Raw genomic sequence first — 11,825 nt, 5'->3', positions numbered from 1 at the left:
TCTTACTTCCAGGCGGGCTTGTTGGTGTTCAGCTGCGCCGTGGCGCGGTCCTTGGGCCACACCACTTCGAAGTCGCTGCCCTGCCACTGGCTCACGGTGCCGGGGATGGATGCGTTCTCGCTGCCTGCAAAGCGGATGCCGCCCAGGATGGTCTTGAACTCGTTCTTGGCGATGTGCTCGCGCAGCGCCTTGCGGTCGAGGCCCACCTTCTCCACGGCCTGCTGCAGGATCTGCAGGCCCGCCCAGGCATGGCCGCTGGCCCAGCGGTCGGGCTCCTTGCTGAACTTCTTCACATGCGCGTCGAAATACGCCTTGGCCTCGGGGCTGGTCTTCACGCTCCACGATCCCATGCCGATCACGCCTTCGGTGTTGGCCTGCATCACGTTCTTGTACAACTGGAAGGCGGTGCCCACCGAGGCGTAGAAGAACTTGGGGTTCAGGCCCACCTCGCGCGCCTGGCGGCTGGCCAGGATGGTGTCGGGCGGGTAGGTGATGCCGATGAAGGCATCGGGGTTCAGGTCCTTGATGCCGCGCAGCACGGGCGCCAGGTCCTTCACGCCCAGCGGGTAGCTCTTCCTCTCCACCACCTGGATGCTGGTCTTCTTGAGCGCGCTGTTCAGCGCCGCGAAGTTTTCCAGGCCGAACAGGTCGTCCATGTAAACGATGGCCACTGACTTCACGCCGTTGGCCACCAGCATGTCCACCAGCGCGCCCATCATCTTGTCGGGCTGCTGCAGCAGCGAGAAGAAGTAGGGCAGGTTCATGTCGATCAGCTTGCGCGACAGGGCGGTGGGCGCCAGCAGCGGGTAGCCGAAGCGGTTGGCCAGCGGCGCGATGGCGAAGTTGGCGCCCGAGCCCCAGGGCGGCAGGATCAGGTCCACCTTGTCGCTGCCCATGAGCTTTTCGAACGTGCGCACGCAGGTCTCGGTCTCGCTGCGGTCGTCGTAGCCGATGAGTTCGATGGGGCGCTTGGCGCCCTTGATGCTCAGGCCGCCGGCGGCGTTCACCTGTTCAGCCCACAGCAGGTAGTTGGGCTCCTGGCTGACCTGGGCGCCCGCAGCCCAGGGACCCGTGCGGGCAATCGCGTAGCCGATGCGCACGGGGCCGCTGCCATTGCCTTGGGCCAGCAGCTGCGGCGCCACGGCCAGCGCGCCCACGGTGGCGGCGGCCCCCTTGATCCATTGGCGCTTGGAGGGTTGGGACGGTGAATGCGTTGTCATTGTGTGTCTCCTCGGATGGGAGGCCCGCGCAGTGCAGGCCGTACCCGGATCGTAGGAAGACGCAACCCGGTACGCTGGGCTGAGCGTGCACAAAAGCCTTGTCCCAGCGTGCACGGCGCAGGGGGTTTACCCGGATTTCCGTGCCCGCCGCAGGAATAGCGGCGCGGCCGATAATCCCGCTGAGACAGGCGGCACCGTCTGCATGACGACTGGAGACACCCATGGCCCACCCTCTGACCGAGGTATCGACCGACACCGTGCCACCGCGCGACCGCCTGCACCTGTGGGGCGATGCGGTGTGGCGCCTCATTGGCGGGCTGGAGTCCGATGCCTTCGGCGACGAGGCCTTCGCGGGCCACATCACGTCGGGCCAGGCGGGCTACATCAACCTGTGCCAGCTCGACGTGAGCCGCCACCGTGTCGTGCGCACCCCCAGCCTCATCCGCAGCAGCGACCGGGCCTACATCAAGGTGGTGGCGCAGCTCGAAGGGCGCGCCTGCTTCGAGCAGAACGGCCGCCAGGTGTGGCTGTCGCCCGGCGAGTGGAGCGTGTACGACACCACGCGCGCCTATGCCGTGAGCAACCCCGAGGCCGTGCGCCAGATGGTGCTGATGATCCCCAAGGAACAACTGCCCGAGCGCAAGCTCAAGCTCGACGACCTGATGGTGCAGCGGTTTTCAGGCACCACGGGCGTGTCGCGCCTGGCGTGGGACACCATGCGCGCGGCGTTCACCGAGCTGCCCAGCATGTCCGACACCGCTGCCGACGGTGTGGCCGACGTGATCACGCACCTGGTGCAGCTGTCGCTGCTGGAGCGCAACGGCCAGCACAGCGCCGTGTCGCAGCGCGAGGCCCTGCGCGACCGCATCGGCCAGTTCATCGACCGCCACCTGGGCGACCCCGAACTCACCATCGACCGCATGGCGCAGGCGCTCAACTGCAGCAAGCGGCACCTCTACAACGCGGTGGCCGACGACGAGGAAACGCTGGCCGCCATGATCCAGCGCCGGCGGCTGGAGGCCTGCCTGCGCGACCTGCGCAGCAGTGCGCAGGCGCAGCGATCAGTGACGGACATCGCGCTGTCCTGGGGCTTTTCGAACAGCGCGCATTTCAGCCGCGTGTTCCGCACCCATGTGGGCTGCAGCCCCAGCGAGTACCGTGCGCGGGCCCGGGTTCCTGCACTGCCACACTGAGCGCGCCCGGGCCGCTGCGCAGGCCTGCCGGCAGGTCGTTTCATAAGAAAAAGCGCCCCTACCGCGTGCGGTAAGGGCGCTTCCAGCTATTGAATCAATAGCAGTCGTGCTGGTGGCTGACTGCCCGCCCCTGTGTGGGCGGGCAACTGTGCAACAAGCGCAGCCGTTTACTGAATGCTCAGCGACGTGGCCCGGCTCACGGGCTCCAGGCGGGCCAGCGTCAGGGTCAGCACGCCGTTTTCCAGCTTGGCGGAGCTGTTGGCGGCGTCGATGTCGGTGGCCAGCTCCCAGGCGCGCTGCACCTGGCGGGGCGCGCCTTCCACGCTGTGCAGGCGCACCTGGTTGCCTTCGATCTGGATGGACAGCTGCTCACGCGCCAGGCCGGGCACATCGAGCTGCAAGGTGGTGGTCTTTTCGTCCTGGGTCACGCTCACGCCGGCAGAGCCTGCAGGGGCTGCATTGGCGAAGCTGCCCAGCAAGAAGCGTTGCAGCGCCAGGTCGGCAGAGCGGGGTGCGTTGAAGGCGGAACGGCGGGCGACGGGGGCGAAGATCATGGAAAGTACTCCTATACACTGCGCGGCTCTCGACGTGGTCGCCGCATGGACAGGAGTTGTGTACGGCCGCATCGCTTTTCAAGGGAAAAAGTGGCATGAATAAATTGCGTTCCGGGGGCTTGAAAACAGGCGCCACGGCATTACGTCCATCGGTTTTTGCCGCAGTTGTCGGCGTCGCCGGGGTGCTGTTCTTGGTGACCCCGGCGGCGGCCCAAGGCACCGCTTCAACAGCTGCCAGTGCGCCCGCCAAGCCGGTGAAGGTGGCGCTCATCGAAAGCCTCTCGGGCGCGTTTGCCAACACCGGCGAGGCCGTGTACCGCAACGTCTACTGGGCCATGGAGCGTGTGAACGCACGCGGCGGCGTGCAGCTGCCCGCCAGCAGCGGCGGCCCCCGCCCGCTGGCGCTGGAGCGCTACGACAGCAAGGGCCAGAACGAAGAGGCCTTGTCGGCACTGCGCGCGGCCATCGACGACGGCGCGCAGGTCATCCTGCAGGGCAATTCGTCGGCCACCGCGGCGGTGCTGATCGAGGCCATCAACAAGCACAACGAGCGCGAGCCGAACAAGCGCGTGATCTTTTTGAACTACTCGGCGGTGGACCCCATTCTCACCAACGAGAAATGCAGCTTCTGGCACTTTCGCTTCGACGCCCATGCCGACATGCGCATGGCCGCGCTCATGGAAGTGATGCGCGAGGACAAGGCCTTGAAAAGCGTCTACCTCATCGGCCAGGACTACAGCTTCGGCCAGGCCGTGCTGCGCGAGGCGAAGAAGCAACTGGCCGCCCAGCGCCCCGACGTGGCCGTGGTGGGCGACGAGCTGCACCCCATCGGCCGGGTGAAGGACTTCGCGCCCTATGCGGTGAAGATCAAGACCAGCGGCGCGCAGGCCGTGGTCACCGGCAACTGGGGCAACGACCTCACGCTGTTGGTGAAGGCCGCGCGCGAGGTGGGCTACGAAGGCAGCTTCTACACCTTCTATGGCAACGCCCTGGGCGCGCCCGCCGCCATCGGCGACGCGGGCATCGGCAAGGTGGTGGCCGTGGCCGACTGGCTGCCCAACGTGCCGGGCGCGCAGAGCGAGGCGTTCTACCAGTCGTTCCGCACGCGCTTCCCTAAGCCGCAGGATGACTACGTGCACATGCGCATGCAGCTCATGGTCGAGGCGCTGGCCCAGTCCATCGAGCGCGCGGGCAGCACCGACGCCGTGGCTGTGGCGCGGCAGATGGAGAGCGCGAATGTGCAGCTGTCGGGCCAGGGCGGCAGCATGCGCGCGGCGGACCACCAGTTCCAGCAGGCGCTGGTGGTGGGCGTGATGGACAAGAAGGGCGCACCGGGCGTGAAGTTCGACGTGGAAGGCTCGGGCTACGGCTTTCGCGTGGTGCGACAGATCTCCGCCGCCAAGGCACAGCAGCCGCACAGCTGCACCATGCAGCGACCCTGACCCACGGCGTGGGCGGTATGCGGCGCAGCGCGCGCCGCATATCGATATGAAAAGTTAGCGCAACCGGTGCAGGCCGTCGGGCCACAGAATTTGTCGCATTGATCACCCATGCGCGAATCGCTGCCTCCACCGTGTCCTACGCCCTCTCCCTGCTCGACAAAAGTCCCATCCCCGAAGGGGCCACGGCGGCCGAGGCGCTGCAGCGCACCGTAGCGCTGGCCCAGCGCGCCGAGCAACTGGGCTACCGCCGCTTCTGGGTGGCCGAGCACCACGGCAACCCGGGCCTGGCCGGCTCGGCGCCCGAGGTGCTGGTGGCGCACCTGCTGGCGCGCACCTCGCGCATCCGCATCGGCTCTGGCGGCGTGATGCTGCAGCACTACAGCCCCTTCAAGGTGGCCGAGGCGTTCAAGGTGCTCGCATCCCTGGCGCCCGGCCGCGTGGACCTGGGTGTGGGCAAGGCGCCCGGTGGCCTGCCGCTGTCCACCCGGGCGCTGCAGGCGCTGCACGACAAATCCAGGCCGTCCGATTTCAGCGCGCGCTTTGCGGAGCTGGACGCCTTCCTGCACGGCACGCTGGACCCTGACCACGCGCTGGCGGGCGCTGTGGCCTACCCCGCACCGCCCAGCCTGCCCGAGCGCCACCTGCTCGGCGGCAGCCCCGACAGCGCGGCGTTGGCGGCGCGCCATGGCTGGCACTTCACGTACGCGGGCCACTTCAACGGCGACCCCGTCAACATCGAGCGCACGGTGCGCGTGTACCGCGAAGCTGCGGGCCGGGCCCCGTCGCTGGCGCTCTATGCGCTCGTGGCCCCCACGCAGGCGCAGGCCGACAGCCTGGTGGGCGCGTTGCGCGTCTTCAAGCTGCATTTGTCCACCGGGCAGAGCGTGAACCTGCCCAGTGCCCAGGCCGCCGCGGAGTTTGCGCGCCAGGCCGGCGTGGCGGACTACCGGCTCGAAGAAACCCGGCCCCATGTGATCGCCGGCTCGCCCGAGCATGTGCGCGAGCAGCTCGATGCGCTCAGCGAGCGCTACGGCATCGAAGAGTTCGTGGTCGACACGCCCGTCACAGGCTTTGCCGACCGCCTGGCCTCGGTCGAACTGCTGGCGGGCGCCTATGCCACCGCCGAGGCCTGACCCGCCAGCCGCACCACTTTCCCCAGGAACAGAGACCATGAGCAACACCCCACAACCCATCCGATTCGGCGTCATGCTGCACGGTGCAGGCGGCCACATGAATTCGTGGAAGCACCCCGCAGGCCCCGCGGACGCGAGCGTCAACCTCGACTTCTACATCGAGACCACGCGGAAGGCCGAGTCCAACGGCATCGCCTTCGCCTTCGTGGCCGACGGGCTGTTCATCAACGCCAAGTCCATCCCGCACTTTCTGAACCGCTTCGAGCCCATCTCCATCTTGTCGGCGTTGGCCGTGGCGACGTCGAAGATCGGGCTGGCGGGCACCATCTCCACCTCGTACAGCGAGCCATTCACGGTGGCGCGGCAGTTCGCGTCGCTGGACCTCATCAGCCAGGGGCGCGCTGGCTGGAACGTGGTGACCACGCCGCTCGAGGGCACGGCCAGCAACTACAGCCGCAACCACCCCGACCATGCGCTGCGCTACGAGATCGCCGACGAATACCTGCAGGTGACGCAAGGCCTGTGGGACAGCTGGGACGAAGACGCCGTGGTGCGCAACCGCGCCACGGGCCAGTTCTTCGACCCGGCCAAGCTGCACACGCTGAACCACAAGGGCCGCTTCTTCCAGGTGGCGGGACCGCTCAACATCGGCCGGTCGCCGCAGGGGCAGCCGGTGATCTTCCAGGCGGGTTCATCGGATTCGGGCATCGGCCTGGCGGGCAAGTACGCCGATGCGGTGTTCACCCACTCGCCGTCGGTGGAGGAGACGCGCAGCTTTCTGCGCAAGGTCAAGGCCAGTGCCGTGGTGCATGGCCGCCAGGCTGATGATGTGAAGATATTCCCCGGCATCGGCCCCGTGGTGGGCGCCACGCAGGAAGAGGCGGACGCCAAGTACCAGGCCATTCGCGAGCTGCTCACGGTCGATGAAGCGCTGGCCTACCTGGGCCGCTACTTCGACCACCACGACTTCAGCCAGTACCCGCTGGACGCGCCCTTCCCGGAGCTGGGCGAGATCGGCCGCAACAGTTTTCGCTCCACCACCGACCGCATCAAGGCCGATGCCAAGGCACGAGGCCTGACCCTGCGCCAGGTGGCGCTGGAGGCCGCCACGCCGCGCTCGCAGTTCGTGGGCACGGGTGAGCGCGTGGCCGACGAGATCATCCATTGGGTGGACGAGGGCGCGGCCGATGGCTTCATCCTGGGCTTTCCCGTGCTGTCGCAGGGGCTCGATGATTTCATCACCCACGTGATCCCCGTGCTGGAGGCACGCGGCCGCTACCAGCGCACGCTGCCGGGTCACACGCTGCGCGACCACCTGGGCTTGCCGCGCAAGGCCAGCCGGTATGCGCAGGCCGATGTGGACGCACCCACGGCGCCAGAGAAGAAAGCCGCGTGATGGGCGCCGCATTGCCAGCAGCGGCTTCCGCGCACGACCTGCAGCGGGTGAAAAGTGTGGAAGAGGGCATTGCCGCCTTCATCCACGAGTTCCAGGCATTGCGCCGGGACCTGCACCAGCACCCGGAGCTGTCGTTCCAGGAGCACCGCACCTCGGCCATTGTGGCCGAGCGCCTCGCGTCCTGGGGCTACGAAGTCACCACCGGCATCGCGGGCACCGGCCTGGTGGGCACGCTGCGCCGGGGGCAGAGCACCAAGACCCTGGGCATCCGAGCCGACATGGACGCACTGCCCATCGCCGAGGCCACGGGCCTGCCGTATGCCAGCCAGAACGCTGGTGTGATGCATGCGTGCGGACACGATGGGCACACCACGGTGCTGCTGGCTGCCGCGCGCTTTCTGGCCGAGTCGGGCCGCTTCGACGGCACGCTCAACCTGATCTTTCAGCCCGCCGAAGAGAACGGCGGCGGTGCCCACCGCATGATCGGCGAGGGACTGTTCGAGCGCTTTCCGTGCGACGCGGTGTTCGGCTTGCACAACTGGCCCTGCGTGGGCGCGGGGCACTTCGGCTGCGTGACGGGGCCTGCCATGGCCTCGGTGGACCAGATCACCATCACCGTGCGCGGCAAGGGCGGCCACGGCGCCGCGCCGCACGAGACGGTGGACCCGGTGGTGGCCAGCGCGCACATCATCACCGCGCTGCAGACGGTGGTCTCGCGCAACGTCGATCCGCTGGACATGGGCGTGGTCACCGTAGGCTCCATCCATGGCGGCAACGCGCCCAACGTGGTGCCCGAGAGCGTGGAGCTCAAGCTCACGGCCCGCGCCTTCAAGCCCGAGGTGCGCGAGGTGCTCAAGGAGCGCATTCCGGCCATCGCCCGCGCGCAGGCCGAGAGCTTCGGCGCCACGGCCGATGTGTTGTACCGGCCCGGCTATCCGGCCGTGCTCAACCATGAGGCCGAGACGGAGCTGGCACGCAGCGTGGCGCTGGACACCTTTGGCGCAGCCCGCGTGGACGCAGGCTTTCGTCCGCGCACAGCCAGCGAGGACTTCGCCTTCATGCTGCTCAAACGCCCCGGCAGCTACGTGTTCGTGGGCAACGGCGATGGGGCATCGCTGCACAGCCCATACTACGACTTCAACGACGCCATCCTGGCGCCCTCGGCCACGTACTGGGTGCGGCTGGCCGAGCGGTTTCTGGCCTGAGACCCCTTTCACGAGAAAGCCCTCTCCATGAGTGACCGCTTCATCTACACCTCGCCCGCCGATCCCCTGGCCCGCCCGCTCATCGACGAGCTGTCGCACGAGTACGAGTCGCGCTACGGCGAGTTCTATGACCGCGAAGGCGGGCAGCGCGAGATGGAGAAGTACCCGCCCGAACTGTTCACGCCGGAGCACGGTGGCAGCTTTGTGCTGCTGCTGCGCGGCGGGCAGGCCATTGGCGGCGGCGCCTTCAAGCGCCACAGCGATGCGCACACGGCGGAGCTCAAGCGCGTGTGGACGCACTCGGCCCACCGCCGCCAGGGCCTCGCCGCCAAGGTGCTGCTGGAGCTCGAAGCGCAGGCGCTGCGCCAGGGCTATGCGCGGCTGTACCTCACCACCGGCTTTCGCCAGCCCGAGGCCGTCGGGCTGTATCTGGGCCATGGGTACACGGCGCTGTTCGACACATCGCTGCCGCACGAGACGTACCGCCATCTGCCGTTCGAGAAGACCCTGCGCGCCGTGGAGGGCCTGGAGTCCACCGCCACGTTGACGGCGCCCGCCACACCGCAAGCCCTGGGCGTAGGACGCGCCGCGGTCGTTGCGCAAGCGGCCTGAAAGCCGCCACGGACACCGGCCCCGCCTGCCCCCGCTCTTTTCCACGAACCCCGACAGCCTGCGAGACCTCACCACTATGTCCACCTCCACCACCCTGGACGCTGCTGCCGGTCTGCCGCTGGGCCCCGGTCATGCGGTACCGCCTGGTGCGCATAGCCATGCACCCAGCGCGCCTGCCCTCACACCCTCGTCTTCCCCGGCCCCTGCGCCGGTGAAGGGCGACTATTCACACTACAAAGTCGTGCCCGCGCGCTACCGGGCACGGGCGGCCGGCACGGTGTTTGCCGCGGTGGTCATCGCGCTGGTGCTGTATTCGGTGTTCACCAACCCGCGCTGGGGCTGGAGCATCTTCGGCGAGTATTTCTTCTCGGAGCCTGTGCTGGTGGGCCTGGGCCGCACGCTGCTGCTCACGGCGCTCGGGGCGCTGTTCGGCTTCACGCTGGGCACGGCCCTGGCGCTTGCCCGCGTGTCGCGCTCGCCGCTGCTGGCGGGGCTGTCGTGGACCTTCATCTGGATCTTCCGGTCCATCCCGGTCATCGTGCTGCTGCTCATCATCAACAACCTGGGCTACCTGTACGAGACCGTGAGCCTGGGCGTGCCATTCACCGGCTGGACGTTCTTCTCGTACCCCACTACGCAGCTCATCAGCCCCTTCGTGGCGGCGCTGATCGGTCTCACGCTGAACCAGGCAGCCTTCGCGTCTGAAATCGTGCGTGGCGGCATTTTGTCAGTGGACCAGGGGCAGCTTGAAGCGGCGGCCGCCCTGGGCCTGCCGCGCCGCCGCCAGGCGTTTCGCATCGTGCTGCCCCAGGCCATGCGGTCCATCCTGCCCGCGGGCTTCAACGACATCATCGGACTGGCCAAGGGAACGTCCAACGTGTACATCCTGGCCCTGCCCGAGCTGTTCTACACCATCCAGATCATCTACCGCCGCAACCTGGAGGTGATCCCGCTGCTGATGGTGGCGACCGTGTGGTACCTGGTGATCCTCACTGTGCTCTCGCTGCTGCAGTACTACATCGAGCGGCATTTCTCCAAAGGCGCGCTGCGCAGCCCGCCGCCATCGATCTTCAGCGGCATTGCGCAGCGCCTGTGGCCTGCGCGGCGCGTGGCTACTCAAGCTGAGACGGCAGTGGCCGCACCGGCAGCAGCGCCCACGCCCGCCGTCGCCACCGTGCCGCGCTGGACGGGCGAGCGCAATCGCGGTGGCGAGGTCACCATCCACGGCGTGTCCAAGAGCTACGGCGCCCTGCGCGTACTGAAGGACGTGACGCTGACGGTGCCACCCGGCAGCGTCACGGTGATCCTGGGGCAGTCGGGCTCGGGCAAGTCGACCTTGCTGCGCACCATCAACCACCTGGAGCGCGTGGACGACGGCTTCATCGCCATCGATGGCGAGCTGATCGGCTACCGCCAGGACGCCGACACCCTGTACGAGCTGAGTGAGAAGGACATCCTCCAACGCCGGGTGGACGTGGGCATGGTGTTCCAGAACTTCAACCTGTTCCCGCACCTCACGGTGCTGGAGAACATCGTCGAAGCACCGGTCACCGTGCGCAAGCTGCCGCGTGCCGAGGCCGAAGCGCTGGCGCTGGAGCTGCTGGCACGCGTGGGCCTGTCCGACAAGGCGCACAGCTATCCACGGCAGCTCTCCGGCGGGCAGCAGCAGCGCGTGGCGATTGCCCGGGCACTGGCGCTCAAGCCCAAGGTGCTGCTGTTCGACGAGCCCACCTCTGCGCTGGACCCCGAGCTGGTGGGCGAGGTGCTCGACGTGATCAAGGAGCTGGCGCGCACCGGCACCACGCTCATCATCGTGACGCACGAAATCGGCTTTGCCCGCGAGGTGGCCGACACGGTCGTCTTCATGGAACAGGGCCGCGTACTGGAGACCGGCACCCCCGCCAAGGTGTTCAGCCAGCCCGACCACCCCCGCACGGCGGAGTTCCTGGCCAAGGTGCTCTGAGCAGCCGGCCGCCTCATATTCCCTCACCCGCAACGGCCCTTATGGGTCAGCCGGCCGGTAGCCCAGGCCGGGCTGCGGCATGGGTGCCGCTGTGATCTATCCGATTTTTTGCTTCTTCCTTTGCCTGTTTTCGTGACCCATCCATCTCATCCCCGGAGCCGATCCATGACCCTTGTGAACCGAACCCTCGCAGCCCTGGCACTGGCCGCTGCCTCCATCGCCGCACTGGCGCCCATCCACGCCTCTGCGCAGGCCATCGACCTGAGTCCCGAGCAGCCCACGCGTCCGCGGTCGCAGAAGGTGGACGAGGCGATCAAGCTCGTCGCCAAGGATTTCAAGTTTGCGAAAGATGGTGTGCTCACCGTGGGCACCACCACGGGCCGGCTGCCGTTTGGCGCCTATGCCACCGACAACAAGACGCCCGTGGGCAACGCGCCGGACATCGCGCAGCTGGTGGCCGACAGCCTGGGGCGCAAGCTGGAGCTGGTGTCGGTGGCCTGGGCTGACTGGCCGCTAGGCTTGCAGTCGGGCAAGTTCGACGTGGTGATCTCCAACGTCACCGTGACCGAGGAGCGCAAGGAGAAATTCGACTTCTCGACCTACCGCAACGACCAGCTGGGTGTGTACGTGAAGGCCGACAGCAAGATCACGTCGGTGAAGGAACCCAAGGATGTGGCTGGCCTGAAGGTGGTGGTGGGCGCGAGCACCAACCAGGAGCAGATCCTGCTGCGCTGGAACCAGCAGAACATCGCCGCAGGCCTCAAGCCTGTGGACATCCAGTACTACGACGACGATGTGGTGCTGTACCTGGCGCTGGCCTCGGGCCGCGCCGACGCGTACCTGGCCCCCAACGGCATCGCCGCGCACAACGCGCGCGATGGCAAGACGAAACTGGTCGGCACCTTCTCGGGCGGCTGGCCGCAGGCGGCCGAGATCGCCGTGACCTCGCGCAAGGGCTCGGGCATTGCCGACGCGATCACCGCGGCACTGAACGCGCAGATCAAGAACGGCAACTATGCCAAGGCGCTCGAGCGCTGGAACCTGCAGTCCGAAGCCATCCAGGTCTCGCGCACCAACCCTCCCGGCCTGCCCAAGAAGTAAGCCTGC

Annotated in this window: 10 protein-coding genes; 8 read left to right on the top strand and 2 right to left on the bottom strand. The window is 67.6% G+C overall.

What is annotated here, in order from left to right; genetic code table 11:
* Nucleotides 1–2: 2 nt before the first annotated feature.
* Nucleotides 3–1,220 carry an amino acid ABC transporter substrate-binding protein gene (locus tag ACSQ3N_RS19550; protein ID WP_436147197.1) on the bottom strand — a complete coding sequence of 406 codons (1,218 nt, stop codon included), beginning with the start codon at nt 1,218–1,220 and terminating at the stop codon, nt 3–5.
* A 221-nt stretch (nt 1,221–1,441) separates the two neighbouring features.
* Between ACSQ3N_RS19550 and ACSQ3N_RS19545 the strand changes: the two genes are divergently transcribed.
* Nucleotides 1,442–2,413: a helix-turn-helix domain-containing protein gene (locus ACSQ3N_RS19545; protein ID WP_436147196.1), complete on the top strand. Its 972-nt coding sequence runs from the start codon at nt 1,442–1,444 to the stop codon at nt 2,411–2,413.
* Nucleotides 2,414–2,580: 167 nt separating this feature from the next.
* Here the strand turns inward: ACSQ3N_RS19545 and ACSQ3N_RS19540 are convergent, their stop codons facing one another.
* Nucleotides 2,581–2,967, bottom strand: coding sequence for an Hsp20/alpha crystallin family protein (locus ACSQ3N_RS19540; protein ID WP_056416980.1), 387 nt, complete (start codon nt 2,965–2,967; stop codon nt 2,581–2,583).
* A gap of 95 nt (nt 2,968–3,062) precedes the next feature.
* Between ACSQ3N_RS19540 and ACSQ3N_RS19535 the strand changes: the two genes are divergently transcribed.
* The 7 genes from ACSQ3N_RS19535 to ACSQ3N_RS19505 all read left to right on the top strand — a co-directional run bounded on the left by ACSQ3N_RS19535 (nt 3,063) and on the right by ACSQ3N_RS19505 (nt 11,819).
* Nucleotides 3,063–4,409, top strand: coding sequence for a branched-chain amino acid ABC transporter substrate-binding protein (locus ACSQ3N_RS19535; protein ID WP_436147195.1), 1,347 nt, complete (start codon nt 3,063–3,065; stop codon nt 4,407–4,409).
* A 131-nt stretch (nt 4,410–4,540) separates the two neighbouring features.
* A complete protein-coding gene (locus ACSQ3N_RS19530; RefSeq protein ID WP_436147194.1) occupies nt 4,541–5,542 on the top strand; it encodes an LLM class flavin-dependent oxidoreductase in 1,002 nt (333 codons plus the stop codon).
* Nucleotides 5,543–5,579: 37 nt separating this feature from the next.
* On the top strand, nt 5,580–6,938 hold the full coding sequence (locus ACSQ3N_RS19525; RefSeq protein WP_436147193.1) for an LLM class flavin-dependent oxidoreductase: 1,359 nt from the start codon (nt 5,580–5,582) through the stop codon (nt 6,936–6,938).
* On the top strand, nt 6,938–8,143 hold the full coding sequence (locus tag ACSQ3N_RS19520; RefSeq protein WP_436147192.1) for a M20 aminoacylase family protein: 1,206 nt from the start codon (nt 6,938–6,940) through the stop codon (nt 8,141–8,143). Before ACSQ3N_RS19525 ends, ACSQ3N_RS19520 begins: the two co-directional genes overlap by 1 nt.
* A 27-nt stretch (nt 8,144–8,170) precedes the next feature.
* Nucleotides 8,171–8,755, top strand: coding sequence for a GNAT family N-acetyltransferase (locus ACSQ3N_RS19515; RefSeq protein WP_436147191.1), 585 nt, complete (start codon nt 8,171–8,173; stop codon nt 8,753–8,755).
* Between the two features lie 76 nt (nt 8,756–8,831).
* Nucleotides 8,832–10,718 (top strand): amino acid ABC transporter permease/ATP-binding protein, encoded by a 1,887-nt coding sequence (locus ACSQ3N_RS19510; RefSeq protein WP_436147190.1) that lies wholly within the window; start codon nt 8,832–8,834, stop codon nt 10,716–10,718.
* A gap of 165 nt (nt 10,719–10,883) precedes the next feature.
* Nucleotides 10,884–11,819: an ABC transporter substrate-binding protein gene (locus tag ACSQ3N_RS19505; RefSeq protein WP_396503937.1), complete on the top strand. Its 936-nt coding sequence runs from the start codon at nt 10,884–10,886 to the stop codon at nt 11,817–11,819.
* The last annotated feature ends 6 nt before the right edge of the window (nt 11,820–11,825 follow it).

Source organism: Acidovorax sp. LjRoot194, assembly GCF_964253015.1.
In the GTDB taxonomy this organism is placed as follows: Bacteria; Pseudomonadota; Gammaproteobacteria; order Burkholderiales; family Burkholderiaceae_C; genus Acidovorax.
This window is presented reverse-complemented; position numbering and strand designations above follow the sequence as displayed.

What these genes read in the sequence shown, in the direction of transcription:
- ACSQ3N_RS19515 (WP_436147191.1), top strand. Translation starts at nt 8,171, where the DNA reads ATGAGTGACCGCTTCATCTACACCTCGCCCGCCGATCCCCTGGCCCGC.
- ACSQ3N_RS19535 (WP_436147195.1), top strand. Translation starts at nt 3,063, where the DNA reads ATGAATAAATTGCGTTCCGGGGGCTTGAAAACAGGCGCCACGGCATTA.
- ACSQ3N_RS19545 (WP_436147196.1), top strand. Translation starts at nt 1,442, where the DNA reads ATGGCCCACCCTCTGACCGAGGTATCGACCGACACCGTGCCACCGCGC.
- ACSQ3N_RS19540 (WP_056416980.1), bottom strand. Translation starts at nt 2,967, where the DNA reads ATGATCTTCGCCCCCGTCGCCCGCCGTTCCGCCTTCAACGCACCCCGC.
- ACSQ3N_RS19550 (WP_436147197.1), bottom strand. Translation starts at nt 1,220, where the DNA reads ATGACAACGCATTCACCGTCCCAACCCTCCAAGCGCCAATGGATCAAG.
- ACSQ3N_RS19510 (WP_436147190.1), top strand. Translation starts at nt 8,832, where the DNA reads ATGTCCACCTCCACCACCCTGGACGCTGCTGCCGGTCTGCCGCTGGGC.
- ACSQ3N_RS19505 (WP_396503937.1), top strand. Translation starts at nt 10,884, where the DNA reads ATGACCCTTGTGAACCGAACCCTCGCAGCCCTGGCACTGGCCGCTGCC.
- ACSQ3N_RS19525 (WP_436147193.1), top strand. Translation starts at nt 5,580, where the DNA reads ATGAGCAACACCCCACAACCCATCCGATTCGGCGTCATGCTGCACGGT.
- ACSQ3N_RS19520 (WP_436147192.1), top strand. Translation starts at nt 6,938, where the DNA reads ATGGGCGCCGCATTGCCAGCAGCGGCTTCCGCGCACGACCTGCAGCGG.